The following is a 16,714-nucleotide window of genomic DNA, read 5'->3' on the forward strand; positions in this document are numbered from 1 at the left end:
GCAAAGAGGGTACCCCGGACCTTCTTTCTTTTTAATCTCATGACAGTATACAGATCAATCTCGTGACACGCAAGCAGATCAGCCCGAAGTCAATCTAGGCAGTCAACAACATTATAAGGTTTCTTTACAAAGGCATAATCATAAATCACAACAAAAAACTGAGCCAACCTACACTAAAACGTCGCTTTTTCAAGAAAAAGGCGGCGTTTTTTTCGTGGCCCGGTTTGGGAAAGGAGTGGTGCTGACTTAATACTAAAACGAAAGGGGGAATATTTTAGCTGGCCGGGCCGGGAGGTCTGGCCTTTTTTCATCTCACGAAAAAGGAGGTTAGCCAATGGCAGATGAAAAAGTAAACATGAGCCCGGAGGAAAGGAAAACCCCGGAAGCTCCGGCCCCGTCCGGGCCGGGCGATCCGCCCGCGCCGGAACACACCGAGGGGCCCGCTGTCCCTGGTGGGGATCAGGCGGCCCCCGCTCATGTGGGGCCCGCCACGCCAGAGCAGTCTGTTATCCCCGGTATGGGTGAGGACGCTCCCGCGCCGTCCGGCAAGGTAATCAACCTTTCGGACATCCAGGCCGCTGATAAGGGTAGCAAGGAGGCTTCTGCTCCCGCCCCGGACAAGAAAGCGCCGGAGGCGGATAAGCCGCCGAAGCGCCGGGGCCGCCCGCCTAAAGAGCAGGCCGGGCCGACTGCGGAGAAAAAAGCGAAAACGGCGGAGCCCCGCACAGGCCGCCCGTCTAAGGTTGACAAGGCGGCCCGTGAGGAGGCTCCGCCCTCTGTTCGGGACAAAGTGTCCAGAGGTAAGAAAGCCGACAAGGGCAAGGAAACGGGCTCCGGCGGTGCGCCAGCGTCTAAATCCGCTCAGACGGTAAAGCCGGGCAAGGCCGCTCCCGTCAAGGAGGCGGCAGTCCCGCCGCCGGAGATCAAGCTACCGCCTACGCCGGAGGTGCCGCCCCGCCCGGTGGAAGAGGGAAAAATCGTCTATCTGAAAATGTCGGAGCTTCATCCGTTCCACACGTTCCGGGAGCATCCCTACAAGGTGCAGGACGATAAGGCGATGGACGATCTGGTGGGGACGATCAAGGAACACGGCATTATGACCCCCGCCACTGTCCGCCCGGAAAAGGACGGCAAGGGCTATGAGATTATCGCGGGCCACCGCCGCCATCATGGTGGTGAACGGGCCGGACTGGAGGAAATGCCCTGTATTGTCCGCGAGATGACTGACCTTGAAGCTGTCCGGGAAATGCGTAACAGCAACAAACAGCGCGGCGATCCCCTCCCCAGCGAGCTGGCAAAGCTCCTGGATTTGGAGGTGGAGGCCATCAAGCGACAGGGGGCCCGCCCGAAGAATGAGAAAGAGGCCGAGGCCCTGGGTAAGCTCTCGGTGGAGATCGTGGGTAAGGAACACGACATGAACTATAAAAAGGTCATGCGGTATATCCGCCTGAACTCCCTGGTGCCGGAGCTTCTGGACAAGGTGGACGCAAAGCAGATGGGCTTTATGCCTGCGGTGGAGATCTCGTATATCAGGCCGGAAAACCAGCGGCTGATTGCCGTTTCCATTGACGGGGAGCAGTCCTCCCCCTCGGTGGCCCAGGCAAAGCGGCTCCACGAGCTGGACAAGGAGGGCAAGCTCAACGGCGATGTGATTGACGGTATTCTGAGTGAAGAGAAAAAGGAGGATCGCGGTGTGATTATTTCGACTGCTGAACTGTCTAAGTATTTCGGCAAGGAGGTCACTCCTGCCAAAATGAAGGAGCAGATCATGGCCCTGCTGGACGAGTGGAAAGAGAAACAGCCGCCCGAACTGGCAAAGCCGGACAAGAAAAAGGACTTGGAGAAGTAACCCGGCCCCGCTTCTGGACACTTTGTCCAGAGGTAAGCGCCCCGCGCTTGGGATGGGCTCTGTGGTGATATATCCCCCGTCGCCGCCTATATTCCTGCACAGCCGGGAGTGGGCCGTCAAGGGTGCAACGCACCGCCGCTTGCGGCGGCCTGCCCTTGACGGTCTGCCCCGGCTGTGCTACTTCCAGCGGCTCGGCGGGGGCATATATCCTCCAGAGCCGCCCCCTTTCCCTGGATAGGGAAAGGGCGGGGGGATAGGGTCGAACTACCTATTATAAATATCGGAGGTGTTGAAGATGAAACGATCCCTTGCTTATATTACTGCCGCATGGCGCGGCGATCCTGCGGTGGACATGGAGCAGGCGGCGCATTACTGCCGCGTGGTCTACGATGCGGGCTATTCCCCCATCTGCCCCATGCTCTATCTGCCGCTGTTTCTCAATGACGCGGTACCGGAGGAGCACAAGAACGGCATCGACATGGGCCGTGACCTGCTCCGGCGCTCCCGTGTGCTGGTGGTGTGCGGCCATACGATCACCGAGTCCATGAAAAATGATATTGCCGTGGCCCAGCGGCTGGGGATCACCGCCACCACCCTTGAGGGCATCCTCACCGTCAAGGGCCAGGGCCGCCGCTGATATGGCGTCCCTGTTTGAAGCCTACATCACCAACCTGGGGAAATACAACGAGGGCGAGCTGGTTGGTGAAACCTTGAAATTCCCCACTACCACGGAGGAGGTGCAGGCGCTCCTAAAACACATCGGCGTGGACGGGGTGCGGTACGAGGAATTTTTCATCACCAGCTTTGACGGTGATGTGCTGGGGCTCTATGACTACTTAGGCGAATATGAGAACCCGGACGAACTCAACCATCTGGCCTGCCTGCTTTCCGAGCTGGATCAAGGCGACTTGGAAAAGTTTGAGGCGGTCATTGACAGCGGCGAACATACTTCCAGCGTGGCTGACCTGATCAACCTCACACAAAACCTGGATTGCTTCGAGTTTTATCCCGGTGTGGAGGACGATGAAACCCTGGGCCGCATCTATGTGGAGGACATGGAGGCCATTGACATTCCCGATCACCTGCTCCCTTACTTCGACTATGAAGCATACGGGCGGGACGTGCGGATCAACGAGGACGGCCACTTTGCCCCCGGCGGCTATGTGCTGAACAACGGCGGGAAATTCATCGAGCACTACCACGGGATCGAGGACATTCCCGCCGAGCACAAGGTTTTCGCGTTCCCGCAGCTCTCGGTGCGGGAGCAGATGGCGGCCTACAAAGAAATTATTGACGGCTCCTCCCTGGAGGGCTATCGGAAGATCGCCAAAAAGGAGCATGAGGAGCGATAGCGGCACTTCTGGACACTTTGTCCAGAGGTGCTTTTTCACGGAAAGGAGGGATACGGCTGATTGACGAGGACGTTTCCAGACGTACCATAGCAGTTTCCATCAAGGCGACAAAGCTCACGGGCCGGGTGCTGGCCCAGGCGTGTCTGGCGGTGGGCCGGAAGATCAAGAAAGCGCACCGTGCCCGCCAGACACCCCACGGCAAACAGACGGTGCGCCAGCTCATGGGCCACGGGGCCGCCACGAACAGCATCGAGGTGGAGTCCCCAAAGGACTTTGACCGGGTGGCCCGGAAATGGAATGTGGACTATGCCTTTTATAAGACCGGGCCGGACAAATACCTGCTGTTTTTCAAAAGCGGGCAGGCCGATGCCATCACCGCTTGTTTTTCGGAATATTCCCGGCGCGTGATGAAGCGTTCCAAGTCCCGGCGCGTCCCGATCCGGGAACAGCTCAAACGGGCCGCCGCTGAACTGGCCCGCCAGCCGTCCCACAAGAAAGAACGTGCAAGGGAGGCGGTGCATGAGGACAGATAGTATTAAGAAATATGTGATACCCAACATCCCGTACCTGTTTATCCTGTGGGCCTGCCTAAAGCTGGGGACGGCCTACCGCCTGGCTCCCGGAGTGGACTTTGCTCACAAGCTGATGGGCCTGGGCCAGAGCATCGGCCCGGCCTTTGCCGACTTTGCGCCGGGGCTCCATCCCCTTGACTGGCTCATCGGCATTGTGGGCGCGGTGGGCTTCCGCCTGCTGATCTATATGAAAAGCAAGAACGCAAAGAAATTCAGGCGGGATGAAGAATACGGATCGGCCCGCTGGAGTGCATAATTTTAAGTGTAAAGGAAGCCTATATGGACGCACAGGAGGTTATGCACATGACTGATTATAGTAAAATTACAGCCCTTTACTCCCGCCTTTCCGTGGGCGACGAGGACAGGGACGGCGGTGAGAGTAACTCGATACAGAACCAAAAAATCTTTTTGGAGAACTACGCCAGAGGGCAGCACTTAACCAATATCCGGCACTACATTGACGATGACGAAAGCGGCAGATTTTTTGACCGTTCTGCCTACTCCCGCATGATGGACGATGTAGAGAACGGGAAAATCGGTGTCTGCATTATGAAAGACCTGACACGCTGGGGGCGTGACTATCTCCAAGTCGGCAATGCGATGGAGATATTCAGACGGAACAATGTGCGCTTTATCGCAGTCAACAACGGGATAGACAGCGAAAAGCCCGATACATTGGAGTTTGCGCCCTTTATCAACATCATGTCGGAGTGGTACGCAAAGGACATCAGCAAGAAAGTAAAGACCGGCATTAAGACGAAGGGCATGAGTGGAAAGCCGATTGCCACCGAAGCCCCCTATGGCTATGTCAAATCCCCGGACAACAAGGATTTTTGGATTATCGACGAGGAAGCCGCCGGAGTTGTTCGTTTGATTTTTCGCCTGTTTCTGGACGGAAAAAACCGAAACCAAATTGCCGTATATCTCACGCAGGCGCAAATCCCAACGCCCACATTCTACATGAAAGAGCGCGGGCGGGGAACCTGTAAAAACAGGGCGCTCAATGAGGCCAACCGCTATAAGTGGAACAAAGCCACCCTGACCCATATCCTCACACGGCAGGAGTATTGCGGTGATGTTGTCAACTTCAAGACCACAAAGCACTTCCGCGACAAGCGGAACCACTATGTAGACCGGAGCCAATGGCAGATAACCGAAAATGTGCATGAGCCGATTATTGACCGCACCGACTTTGAAACCGTACAGCGGATTTTGGAAAATGCGCCCGTCAAACGCCCCAACGGGGACGGGGAAATCCACCCTTTGTCGGGCTTGCTTTTCTGTAAGGATTGCGGTGCGAAAATGCACATTCGCATAGATTATCGGAATGGCGGCAAGCGTCATGTTGCCTATTGCAGCGAGTACCACAAGGGAAAAGCCAAAAACCCCAAATGCAATTCCCCGCACATCATTGACGCGGATTTGCTCATGCAGACCATCGCGGAAGTGCTGAAGAAAATCGAGGACTATTCTATCAGCAACTGGGCGGAATTTGAAGCCTTAGTGAAAAAGAACCTTGCCATGCAGCAGACCGACAAGACCAAGAAACAGCAGAAGCGTATCCCGCAAATCACGACGCGCCTTGAACAGATTGACAAGGTGCTGAACAAGCTCTATGAGGACAACGCCCTCGGCACGATCCCGCAAGACCGCTATGAGCAAATGTCGCAGAAGTATTCAGAAGAATACTATGCGCTGAAAGCGGAGCTTGCCGAGCTGCAAGAGCAGCTATCCGCTTTTGAGAACGCGGGCGGACGGGCGCAGAAGTTTTTGAAGCTGACGGAACGCTACGCTGCCTTTACCGACCTGACCCCCGCCATTCTCAACGAGTTTATCAGCCGGATTGAAGTGCATGAGCGCGACAAGAAAAGGGCAAAACAAGCCATTCAGCACATCGGGATATATTTCAACTATATCGGCAAATTTGAGAACGAAGTGACACAGCTTACAGAGCCAACGGAGCAGGAAATCCGGCAAATGCGGGAGAAAATCGAGGAAGCCCAAAAGGAAAAGAGCCGCGCCTACCACCGGCAGTATTCAAGGGAGTACCGGGCGCGTAACCTTGAAAAGCGACGGGAGTATGACCGCATGAAAGCACGGGAATACCGGGCAAAGAAAAAGGCACAGGAAGCCGCCGCAGCACCCGCACAGTAAAACCGAATACTGACAACCAAGAGGGATTTTCCGGGCTACGGGAAATCCCTCTTTTGCACCCAGAGAAAGGAGCCGCCTATGGCAGAACAGAACGGGACACCTCAATCCCCCGACAGTGTTATCACGACACAGAGGGACGGACAGACCATCGTTGCGGAGTTGTTTTTCAACCACAGCGGCACAGAAACATTCCGCGACAAGCTGCTCAAAGTGATACTTGCCGACAGCTTGCAGGACGGTCAAGAGCCGGAAAAAACGAAAATCACGCGATAGGAACCGCCCGGACGAAGAATGGTTCGCCGGGGCGGTTTCTATTTGAAAATCCCCATTTTCCCCAAGTCAAGAGCCGGGAAAATTCCCTCAAAAATGCCCCTCTCTCCAAACGAGGGCGCAGAAAGGAGAGTTTATGCGAACAGGGCTTCCCAAGCAAAAAAAGATCACAGACATCTGGTTTGATGAGAAAGACCCGTTGATCCATATCCGTACCCACAACACCGACTTGAAGAAGCGGCTTGCCGCCTATGCCGAGCAGCACCCCGATGTGTGCCGCCAGACCGACGCAGACCCGGAAACGGGCTGCATGGAGTTTGACATTGAGAAAGGCCGCTTCTCTTTCCGTCTGACCGCCCCATACAGCGAGGAACGGCGGGAAGCGGCGCGGCGGTATGCCAGAGAGAGCAACGTCGCCGACAGGCTGAAATAGAGTTGAAATGTTCATAGTTTTGTGCTATACTTTTTCTAAAAGCAGAGTAATACTGCGGAATTGATTGGAGGACAACACAATGGTTACATTTATGAGATTAAGATAAAACCGCGAGTTATGTTGCGGTTATCCGTATTGCATAACTCGCTTATTGAAGCAGAGATGTAATTACGGAGGAAAAACAAATGAATAATAATTTATCACGCTTTGCAGACAGCAAGGTTTATTTTCAATGCCCAATTTGCACAAAATCAATGGATATACAAGGCAATAGCCTAATTTGTAGACATGGACATTGCTTTGATATTTCAAGATATGGGTATGTAAATTTGTTGTTAAAATCATCGCCCAAAACCAACTACAGCAAGCGGTCTTTTGACAACCGGCACCAAATTTTGGAGTATGGCATGTATGATGTTGTGTTGGAGAAAATCATACAGTTTATTTCTGATACGCCATCTATAAGAAACATTTTAGATGTTGGTTGCGGCGAGGGTTTCTATGCAAGGCAGATACAGCAAAGAACAGAACGAAACATCTTTGCCTTTGACTTGTCAAGGGAGGCAATACAGATTGCATCAAAAAAAGACAAGCGCAAAGCAGTGAAGTGGTTTGTTACTGACTTATCAAAAATCCCTTTGAAAGACGGAAGTATGGATTGTATTTTAGACATATTTTCGCCTGCACACTACAAAGAATTTCAGCGATTGCTATCTCCTAACGGATATGTTGTGAAAGTAATTCCTACGAAAAATCATTTGAGGGAAATCAGGACTAAAGTGCAAGCACACTTGAAAAATCCAGATTATTCAAATGAGTCTGTCGTTGAATATTTTGAGAAATATCTTAAAACCATTTCAAGAGAAACGGTTTCAGCCACCGTACAGTTGTCATCAGAACAAAGAATGTCGTTTATTGAAATGACGCCGCTTCTCTTTTGCGTTGAAAAAGATTGCGTTGATTGGCGTACTCTCACACATTTGACAATCGAAGCTGATGTTTTAATAGGAATGTATTAAAGGGCGTATTGATATTTAATATTCCCATTTATTGAGCAGAACGGAGTAAACCAAACACCCTAATCAAAAGGACAGCCGAGGAAATCGACTGTCCTTTTTCTATGCCGACAGGTAGAAAGGAGTGACCACCCATGACGAAACCGAGAGAAAAAAAAACGCGAGGAATTGCAAGCCGAGATTGAGGACGGGAAGAAGAAAATCCGGCAGCTTGAAAATCGGGAAAAGGTGTTGCGGCAAAAGTTATCCCAAGAGGAACGCAGGACGCGCAGCCATCGGCTGATCGTCCGGGGTGCGGTCTTTGAGAGCATTGTGCCAGAAGCAAAGACCATGACCGACGAAGAAGCCGCCGCCTTTCTCCGGCTTGCCCTGACGAGCGAGGAAGCGCGGGGCTATCTGAAAAAACGCACCGAGGGCGGGAAAAGCGAATAATCCCTTTGGTACAAAGGGCGCACTTATACACCCTTACGGGTGCGTGCGCTCTGCCGAGGGCTTGTCGGCACAGAGAGAAAGCCGCTTGCTTCCCTCTCTGACCGACATTGGCGGCTTTGCCGCAACAAGGGGCTGCACCCCTTGCGCCGCTTACGCGGCTATCCCTGCACACCCACAAAAACAGTATACCAGCCTTTGGCGTCTGTACCATTTTTGCGGGTTTTCATTTTATCCGGGAGGTGATACCCATAGCCATCTATCATTGTAATATCAGCATTGTCAGCCGGGGCAAGGGCAAATCAGCCGTTGCCGCAGCCGCCTACCGAAGCGGCGAAAAGCTGACAAATGAGTGGGACGGAATGACACACGACTACACCCGCAAAGGCGGTGTTGTCCATACGGAAATTATGCTGCCACCCCACGCCCCGCCCTCTTTCTCTGACCGTTCAACCTTGTGGAACAGCGTGGAGCTTTACGAGAAAGCCGGGAACGCCCAGCTTGCCAGAGAGATTGACGCGGCGCTCCCCATAGAGTTATCCAGAGAGGAACAAATCCGGCTTGTCCGGGAATACTGTTCCTCTCAATTTGTTTCCAGAGGAATGTGCGTTGATTATGCCATTCACGACACCGGCAAGGGCAATCCCCATTGTCACATCATGCTTACCATGCGCCCCCTTGACGAGCGCGGCGCATGGGCGGCAAAGTCCCAAAAGGAATATGACCTTGATGAAAACGGCGAGCGTATCCGCTTGCCAAGCGGCAGATACAAGACGCACAAAGTTGACCTGACCGGCTGGAACGACAAGGGCAACGCCCTCTTGTGGCGTAAGGCATGGGCGGATATTTCAAACGCCTACCTTGAACGAGCCGGAAGCCCGGAGCGTATCGACCACCGCAGCAACGCCGAGCGCGGCATTGGCGAGATACCCACCGTCCACATGGGCGTGGCGGCTTGCCAGATGGAGAAGAAAGGTATTGCCACCGAGAAAGGCGAACTGAACCGGAATATCCAAAAGGCAAACCGCCTTATACGGGAAATCCGAGCGCAGATTGGAAAGCTCAAAGAATGGATTGCCGACCTGTTCAAAGCGTGGGAAACCGCCCCGGAACAGCCGCAACAATCCCCCGGCCTTGCAAATCTGCTGATGAAGTATTTGAGCGTTCAGAGAGAAAAGAGCCGGAAGTATTCGCAGCGTTGGCAACAACAGCACACAGCCGATGAACTGAAAACCATAGCGGCAGCGGTCAACTATCTGACCGAGCATGGTATCTCTACCCTTGATGAGCTGGACGCAGCCCTTTCCTCTGTCAGCGAACAGGCCGACACTATCCGGGCAGGAATGAAAACCGCCGAGGAACGCATGAAGAAGCTGCAAAAGCTGATTGAATACGGGAAGAACTACACCGAGTACAAGCCCGTTCACGATGAGCTGAAAAAGCTGCAAAACGGCTGGACAAACAAGCGCGACAAGTACGAGGAAGCCCACCGCGCCGAGTTGACCCTATGGAACGCAGCAAGCCGCTATCTCCATGCAAATCTGCCGAAAGGAACAAAGACCTTGCCTATTGCGGAATGGGAACAGGAATATGCCGACCTCAAAACACAGAGGGACAGCGATTATGCCAAACTGAAAGATACCCGCGCCGATGTTTCCGAACTTCAAAAAATCCGCAAATGCGTGGATATTGCACTCCGCGCCGACCAGCCGGAGCAGACACAGACCCGCACAAAGCGGCACGACATAGACCGATGAAAGGAGTGAGTTTTTTGTACTACACCCAAGAACAGATAGACCGGGCGAACCAAGCCGACCTTGTTTTGTTCCTGCAATCGCAGGGGGAACCGCTGGAACGCGCCGGACAGGAATACCGATGGAAACGGCACGACAGCTTGACCGTCCGGGGCAACAAGTGGTATCGCCACAGCCAGAGCAAGGGCGGCGGCCCCATTGATTTTGTCATGGAGTTTTTTGGCAAGAGTTTTACCGAAGCCGTTGAACTTCTCACAGGAGAAAAGGGAGCCGCACCGCCGCCGGATAGACCAAGCTCCGCGCCCCTCTCCGACTTCCGGCTACCGCCCCGCAGCCCCGACAACCGAACAGCGAGGAACTACCTCACAGCCGCCCGCCGCATTGATGAAGATGTGACGGGCTTTTTCTTTGCCAGCGGCGATATTTACGAGGACGCAGCCCACCACAACGCCGTATTTGTGGGGCGGGACGAGGACGGAATACCGCGCTACGCCCACAGCAAGGGAACGGCGGGAAACTTCCGCCTTGATGTGAAAGGCAGCGACAAAGCCTTTAACTTCTGCTACCGGGGCGAGGGCGAAAGAGTGTTTGTCTTTGAAGCCCCCGTTGACCTGCTTTCTTTCCTCTGCCTGTTCAAAAAGGATTGGCAGAAGCAAAGCTACCTGTCATTGGGCGGCGTGGGAGAAAAAGCCCTGCTCCGCTTTCTCTCTGACCGTCCGAACATCAAGACCGTTTATCTCTGCCTTGACAGCGACGAAGCCGGAAACGACGCTTGCAGCCGCCTTGTGAAGCTCATGCCGGAGGGCTACACCGTCCACCGGCTTATCCCTCTTTTCAAGGATTGGAACGAGGTATTGCAGCACCGGGCAGAAATCACAGACGGGAAGTATTTGCGAGAAGCGGTCTACGGCTTGAAAGGGCCGCCGCAGGAAGAAACCGTTGAGATTATCCGCATGAGCGAGGTGGACACGCAGACCGTCGAATGGTTATGGGAGCCGTATATCCCCTTTGGGAAAGTAACCATTGTGCAGGGCAACCCCGGCGAGGGCAAGACCACCTTTGCCCTACGCCTTGCCGCCGCTTGTACCAACCGCAAGCCGTTCCCCCACATGGCAGTGCATGAGCCGTTCAATGTGATTTACCAGACTGCCGAGGACGGTTTGGGCGACACCATCAAGCCCCGCCTTATGGAAGCCGAAGCAGACCTTGACCGCATTCTTGTCATTGACGAGAGCAAGCAGGGGCTTTCCCTGTCCGATGAGCGCATAGAGAGAGCTATCCGACAGACCGGGGCGCGGCTGATTATCCTTGACCCCATACAGGCGTATGTGGGCGAGAAAACCGACATGAACAAGGCCAACGAGATACGCCCCATGTTCCGCCGCCTTGCCGAGATTGCCGAGCGTACCGGGTGCGCCGTTATCCTAATCGGACACCTCAACAAAGCCGCCGGAGGACAGAGCGCCTACCGGGGTTTAGGCTCCATCGACTTCCGCGCCGCAGCAAGGAGCGTCCTGCTGATCGGGCGCGTGAAACGGGAACCGAATGTGCGCGTTATCGTCCATGACAAATCTTCTCTTGCGGCGGAGGGTAAGCCCATAGCCTTTTGCCTTGACCCGGAAACGGGCTTTTCGTGGATAGGCGAGTATGACATTACCGCCGACGAGCTGCTGTCCGGCGCGGGCGGCAACACCGCCACCAAGACCGAACAGGCGGAACGGCTGATACTTGACCTGCTTGCAGACGGGAAAGAGCTTGCCAGCGAGGACCTTGTAAAGGCCGCAGCCGAAGCCGGAATATCCGAGAGGACGGTACAGAACGCCAAGCGCAACATGGGCGGTGTTTTGGGCGCAAGGCGCGTCGGCGGTCAATGGTACAACTTCATCAAGAAGAAGCAGCCGCCCGAACCCGCAAGCTGAAAACGCAAAGTGCAGACCCTTTGCGCTTTGCACTTTCGCGCTTTCGCCTTGATTGTGCGTCAATAACTCCAAATAACACTTGACAAAACGCTTCATGGGGCACCGAAAAAGACATCAAGCCCTTTGTCGATCCGAAGTTTGAAAACAACGTCATTTTGACAAAGACGGAGTTTCTCACCATGAACACCCGGCCTAAAAACCCGGCCAACGCCCGCAACCTCAATGCCTGCATCATCGGCTCATCCGGGTCGGGCAAAACCCGCTTCTGGCTCACGCCCCAGCTACTCCAGGCGCACAGCTCCTATGTGTGCGTCGATCCCAAAGGCGGGGTGCTCTCCCAGGTGGGTGCTTTCCTGCAACGCCGGGGCTATAAGGTCAAAGTGTTCAACAGCATTGATTTTTCAAAATCCATGCACTACAATCCGCTGTCCTACATCCACAATGAGGCGGACATCCTAAAATTCGTGGACACCCTCATAGCGAACACCAAAGGCGAGGGCAAGGAGGGCGATCCGTTCTGGACAAAGGCAGAAACGCTCCTTTATTGTGCGTTGATTGCCTATATCATTTTCGAGGCTCCTGCCGAGGATCGGAATATCAATACCCTGGTGGACATGATTTCCGGCATGGACGTGAAAGAGGATGACGAGTCCTATATGAACGCGGTGGACTATATGTTCAAGGGCCTGGGAAAGCGCAAGCCGGATTGCTTTGCCGTGAAGCAGTACAAGAAATATAAGCTGGCCAGCGGTGTTGTATGCTCTAAAAGACTTCTTAATCAAGCGGTTGGGAAGTCTCTTAGAACACACAACCTAAAACCGAAGAAAGGAGCGCAAGTTATGAGAAAAAATGAGAAAATCACAGCTCTGTACGAACGACTGAGCCGTGATGACTTTGGCAAAGATGATGACCAACAGCGTGAGAGCAATTCCATATCCAATCAAAAGGCTATGTTGGAGGAGTTCGCCGCACGGCAGGGCTTTACAAACATTGTCCATTTCACGGACGATGGTATCAGCGGCACTTGTTTTGACCGCCCCGGATTTTTAGCCATGATGAAAGAGGTTGAAGCCGGAAATGTGGAATACCTCTGTATCAAGGACATGAGCCGCATGGGTCGTGACTATCTGAAAGTCGGTCAGATTATGGAAATCCTGCGTCAGCGTGGCGTTCGCCTTATCGCCATCAATGACGGCGTGGACAGTGCCAGAGGGGACGATGATTTTACCCCTTTCCGCAACATTATGAACGAGTATTACGCCAGAGACACCAGCCGTAAAATCCGTTCCACTTTCCAGTCCAAAGGCAAGTCCGGCAAGCACCTCACAGGCACGGTCATTTACGGCTATCTTTGGAACGAAGCCAGAGACCAATGGTTGGTTGACCCCGAAGCCGCCGAGGTGGTCAAGCGCATCTTTGCCATGACGATTGACGGCTACGGTCCGTATCAGATCGCCAGCAAGCTGAAAGAAGAAAAAGTCCTCATTCCGTCCGCTTACCTTGCCCGGCACGGCGAGGGCGTGAACAAAAATAAGACCTTCAAAGATGTGTACGGCTGGGGTTCTTCCACCATCTGCAACATTCTTGAAAAGCGTGAATATCTGGGACACACCATCAACTTCAAGACCCGAAAGCACTTCAAGGACAAGAAAAGCCATTATGTCCCGGAGGACGAATGGACAATTTTCGAGAATACCCATGAGCCTATCATTGACCAGCAGACCTTTGACCTTGTGCAGAAAATCCGTGGGAATGTCAGACGCTACCCAGACGGCTGGGGCGAAGCAGCTCCCCTCACGGGCTTGCTCTATTGCGCCGATTGCGGTGGCAAGATGTATGTCCACCGCACCAACAACGGCAAGCGTATTTCTCAATATACCTGTTCCCAATACAGCAAAGTCCCAGTTGGAAAGCTCTGCACGACACAGCACCGTATCAATGAAGATGTGGTACTGTCCCTTGTCTCTGAAATGCTGAAAGCCATTGCCGAGTATGCGAAGCATGACCGAGCCGAGTTTGTCCGTGTGGTGCAGGAAGCGCAGTCCAGCCAGCAGACGGCAGAGGTCAAGAAACAGCGGACACGCCTTGCCACCGCAAAGCAGAGAGTTTCCGAGCTGGAAGTCCTGCTCTGCAAAATCTATGAGGACAACATTTTAGGAAAGCTGTCCGACAGCAGATACGCCACTCTGGACGCTCAATACGAAAAGGAACAGTCCGAGCTTACCGTTGAAATCTCCGATCTGGAAAAGGCTATCAAGAGCTACGAGAAGCACGAAAAGGACGCTGACCGTTTTATCGCTCTGATTGACAAGTATGAGAACTTCGACAAGCTGACGATTGCCATGCTCAATGAGTTTATTGAGAAAATCCTTGTGCATGAGCGTGACCGCAAGGGCAGTATTCAGACCACACAGGAGGTCGAGATTTACTTCAATTCTGTTGGGCGATTCGTTCCCCCGGCGTTTGGAGAAGTGGAGCTGACCCCGGAAGAATTAGAGGAAATCCGCAAGCGTGAGGAACGCAAGGACAGGCTTCATCAGAACTACTTGAAGCGGAAAGCCAGCGGAGCGCAGAAGCGATACGAGGACAAAATCAAGGGGAGAAAAAAAGCAGAAATCGAAGCCAAGAAAGCCGTCATTCGTGCAGAGGACATTGCAAAGGGCGTGTTCGTCCCTGTCAGCAGTTTACCGCAGAGAGAGCCGCAGAAAGGAGCGCAGATAGCATGAATATCACTTACAGGCAGAACGGCGATTATCTTATCCCGAACATCATTATCCGCAAGACCAAGCCCATCGGACACTACGGCAGACTTCGCAAGGCGTATTTAGAAATGCACCGCCCGATACTGTTCAATGAACTGGTGCTATCCGACAAGCTCTTTGAACATTGCGCCGAGATTGAAGAAGCGGCACGAAACCGCATGGAGCTGATCGTGCGGTCACTGGCAGAGCAAAACGGCGTGACCGAGCAACTGAAAGCTGAAAACCAAATGGAATGGGTGCGGCAGATGAACGCTTGCAAGGCACAGGCAGAGGAAGTTGTGAAAGCAGAGTTGATTTATAATTGAGCGAGGAAGTCCGGGCAGAAAACTGTTCGGACTTTTCTCATATAGTCCAAAGTTGCGGTAGAATTGTTCACAAGTTTTATGGTATAATTTGAATACGAAATTGAGCAACAAATCGGAATTTGAAAGGAGAAAACTCATGTATCCGTTAATATCTGTTTTTATTATAGTAGTTGGTGCGCTACTATTGGTTTTTGCAAATAAAATTATAAAAAATAACAAGGTTAATCGAATTGGCATTAAAGTGGTTGGCGGTATTCTAATTATAGTTGGTTTACTTCTGCTGTATTTTTTATTATCAGGAAAATTGACATTGCCATTATCTAAGTAAGTGAAATTCAAGTTTATTGGGAAGTCGCAGAGAACGAAAAATCGGAATTTTGCGGAGATGATAAGATGGTCAATATAACAGATGTAAAACAGATTCTTCAATTTGCAATAGATGCGGAGATTAAAGTCTTTCTTGATGGCGGCTGGGGTGTAGATGCTCTTCTTGGATATCAGTCAAGAGCCCATAACGATATTGATATTTTTGTAGAAAAGAAAGATTATCAGAACTTTATAGAGATGATGAAAGCTAATGACTTTTATGAGATTAAGATGGAATATACAACATTGAACCATACTGTATGGGAAGATGCGAAAAACAGAATTGTTGATTTGCATTGTTTTGAATATACGGGCGAAGGTGAAATTCTTTATGAGGGGGATTGTTTTCCGATAGAAACTTTTTCGGGCAAAGGAAAAATTGAGGAGATAGAGGTTTCCTGTATTGAACCATATAGTCAAGTAATGTTCCATCTGGGATACGAATTTGATGAGAATGATGTGCATGATGTGAAGTTATTGTGTGAGACATTTCATATCGAAATTCCAAATGAGTATAGATAACTACAAATTTCAGTTTGTCGCACTGATAAAATCCCTTTAGGAACTAAAGGGCGCACTTCTATACTCTCCTATCGGGAGTATCGTGCGTCCTGCGGAGCTTCATTCTCCGTCAGCAGAAGAAAACTGCTTGACCGAGAATGTTGCGTCACTTCGTTCCGTCAAGGTGGCTACACCCCCTTGCGCCGCTAAAGCGGCTATCCCTTGTGGACTTGCCGTCCGCAAACAGCATAAAATGCTGTTCGTCGCCAGCAAGTAAAAACACAGCGTAAAGTTATGTTGCGGAAATGTAAACTTGAAGTGGTGGTGGCTGAAAGCGTTCATTGCTATAATGAAATCACCAAATCAAAGGAGGATTTCATTATGAAATTATCAGATAAGATTGTTAGGTTGAGAAAGTCCAATGGAATGTCACAGGAAGAGTTAGCTGATAAGCTGGGCGTATCAAGGCAAGCCATTTCCCGTTGGGAAATGGGAACGGCTATGCCAGATGCAACAAACATTCTTCAACTCAGTAGGCTGTTTCAGGTTACAACAGACTACTTGCTAAATGATGAATACCAAAGCGACAATGACCTGCCGAAAGTTAAGGAAGTCAAAACGGACGGCGTCCACCAGATCATGATTTTTTTGCTCACTCTTGAAGTGATGGTGTTGATAATTCAATTCATGTCTGTTGTTATCCTGCAAAACATTTTCTTTGGTGTCCTGAGTTTTATTCCTTTTATTGCTATGGTTGGAGGCTTTGAATACGCATATCAAAAAAAGGAAAATGAGCAGAATGAGAGAACAATACAATTCCGCAAGCGGTTTTATAAAGTCTCTGCATGGTTAGGCACATATTTCCCGATTAGACTGTTGGCAATGGCGTTAGTACATTTTTATCCTCGCCCTATCAATTCGCTTGCTTTGGAATGTGTCATAGCCGTCCTCTATCTAATGACTGCTACCCTCATAACATTAGAGATTGAAAAACGCCATCTTTCAAAGAACTGATTTTAGAACATAACGAAT

Annotated in this window: 15 protein-coding genes and 2 pseudogenes; all 17 read left to right on the plus strand. The window is 51.8% G+C overall.

The genetic code is table 11. The features are described from left to right. Nucleotides 1-334: 334 nt before the first annotated feature. On the plus strand, nucleotides 335-1,849 hold the full coding sequence (locus ACTQ52_RS11325; RefSeq protein ID WP_022512586.1) for a ParB/RepB/Spo0J family partition protein: 1,515 nt from the start codon (nucleotides 335-337) through the stop codon (nucleotides 1,847-1,849). A gap of 295 nt (nucleotides 1,850-2,144) precedes the next feature. Next, nucleotides 2,145-2,486, plus strand: coding sequence for a DUF7768 domain-containing protein (locus ACTQ52_RS11330; protein WP_007488156.1), 342 nt, complete (start codon nucleotides 2,145-2,147; stop codon nucleotides 2,484-2,486). 1 nt (nucleotide 2,487) lies between these two features. Then, nucleotides 2,488-3,201, plus strand: a complete 714-nt coding sequence (locus ACTQ52_RS11335; protein ID WP_195638628.1) for an antirestriction protein ArdA — start codon at nucleotides 2,488-2,490, stop codon at nucleotides 3,199-3,201. Between the two features lie 125 nt (nucleotides 3,202-3,326). Then, the gene (locus ACTQ52_RS11340) at nucleotides 3,327-3,734 is read left to right on the plus strand and encodes a PcfB family protein (protein ID WP_245858119.1); all 408 of its coding nucleotides are present in this window, start codon (nucleotides 3,327-3,329) and stop codon (nucleotides 3,732-3,734) included. Next, nucleotides 3,721-4,020: pseudogene (locus tag ACTQ52_RS11345) on the plus strand (VirD4-like conjugal transfer protein, CD1115 family); the annotation flags it as partial. The gene ACTQ52_RS11340 and the pseudogene ACTQ52_RS11345, both read left to right, overlap by 14 nt. Nucleotides 4,021-4,076: 56 nt before the next feature. Next, nucleotides 4,077-5,927 carry a recombinase family protein gene (locus ACTQ52_RS11350; RefSeq protein WP_206538840.1) on the plus strand — a complete coding sequence of 617 codons (1,851 nt, stop codon included), beginning with the start codon at nucleotides 4,077-4,079 and terminating at the stop codon, nucleotides 5,925-5,927. A 78-nt stretch (nucleotides 5,928-6,005) separates the two neighbouring features. Next, nucleotides 6,006-6,200, plus strand: a complete 195-nt coding sequence (locus ACTQ52_RS11355; protein ID WP_022030172.1) for a transposon-encoded TnpW family protein — start codon at nucleotides 6,006-6,008, stop codon at nucleotides 6,198-6,200. 133 nt (nucleotides 6,201-6,333) lie between these two features. Then, nucleotides 6,334-6,630, plus strand: coding sequence for a hypothetical protein (locus ACTQ52_RS11360; protein ID WP_022030173.1), 297 nt, complete (start codon nucleotides 6,334-6,336; stop codon nucleotides 6,628-6,630). Between the two features lie 185 nt (nucleotides 6,631-6,815). Continuing rightward, nucleotides 6,816-7,649, plus strand: a complete 834-nt coding sequence (locus ACTQ52_RS11365) for a methyltransferase domain-containing protein (RefSeq protein WP_002584969.1) — start codon at nucleotides 6,816-6,818, stop codon at nucleotides 7,647-7,649. A gap of 165 nt (nucleotides 7,650-7,814) precedes the next feature. After that, complete coding sequence (locus ACTQ52_RS11370) at nucleotides 7,815-8,078, plus strand: DUF3847 domain-containing protein (RefSeq protein WP_202032416.1); 264 nt, start codon at nucleotides 7,815-7,817, stop codon at nucleotides 8,076-8,078. Nucleotides 8,079-8,317: 239 nt separating this feature from the next. After that, the gene (gene mobQ / locus ACTQ52_RS11375; RefSeq protein ID WP_131743550.1) at nucleotides 8,318-9,832 is read left to right on the plus strand and encodes a MobQ family relaxase; all 1,515 of its coding nucleotides are present in this window, start codon (nucleotides 8,318-8,320) and stop codon (nucleotides 9,830-9,832) included. Nucleotides 9,833-9,846: 14 nt separating this feature from the next. Continuing rightward, complete coding sequence (locus ACTQ52_RS11380) at nucleotides 9,847-11,748, plus strand: AAA family ATPase (protein WP_058351587.1); 1,902 nt, start codon at nucleotides 9,847-9,849, stop codon at nucleotides 11,746-11,748. An 86-nt stretch (nucleotides 11,749-11,834) separates the two neighbouring features. Beyond that, a pseudogene (locus tag ACTQ52_RS11385) lies at nucleotides 11,835-14,474 on the plus strand (DUF4368 domain-containing protein); the annotation flags it as partial. Next, complete coding sequence (locus ACTQ52_RS11390; RefSeq protein WP_016147250.1) at nucleotides 14,471-14,815, plus strand: TnpV protein; 345 nt, start codon at nucleotides 14,471-14,473, stop codon at nucleotides 14,813-14,815. The pseudogene ACTQ52_RS11385 and the gene ACTQ52_RS11390, both read left to right, overlap by 4 nt. Before the next feature lie 136 nt (nucleotides 14,816-14,951). Continuing rightward, nucleotides 14,952-15,143: a hypothetical protein gene (locus ACTQ52_RS11395; protein WP_016147249.1), complete on the plus strand. Its 192-nt coding sequence runs from the start codon at nucleotides 14,952-14,954 to the stop codon at nucleotides 15,141-15,143. 65 nt (nucleotides 15,144-15,208) lie between these two features. Next, a complete protein-coding gene (gene lnu(C) / locus ACTQ52_RS11400; RefSeq protein ID WP_016147248.1) occupies nucleotides 15,209-15,703 on the plus strand; it encodes a lincosamide nucleotidyltransferase Lnu(C) in 495 nt (164 codons plus the stop codon). 360 nt (nucleotides 15,704-16,063) lie between these two features. Then, nucleotides 16,064-16,696 (plus strand): helix-turn-helix domain-containing protein, encoded by a 633-nt coding sequence (locus tag ACTQ52_RS11405; protein WP_441982676.1) that lies wholly within the window; start codon nucleotides 16,064-16,066, stop codon nucleotides 16,694-16,696. Nucleotides 16,697-16,714: the final 18 nt, after the last annotated feature.

Source organism: Oribacterium sp. Sow4_G1_1, from assembly GCF_052116105.1.
GTDB lineage: Bacteria > Bacillota > Clostridia > Lachnospirales > Lachnospiraceae > Oribacterium.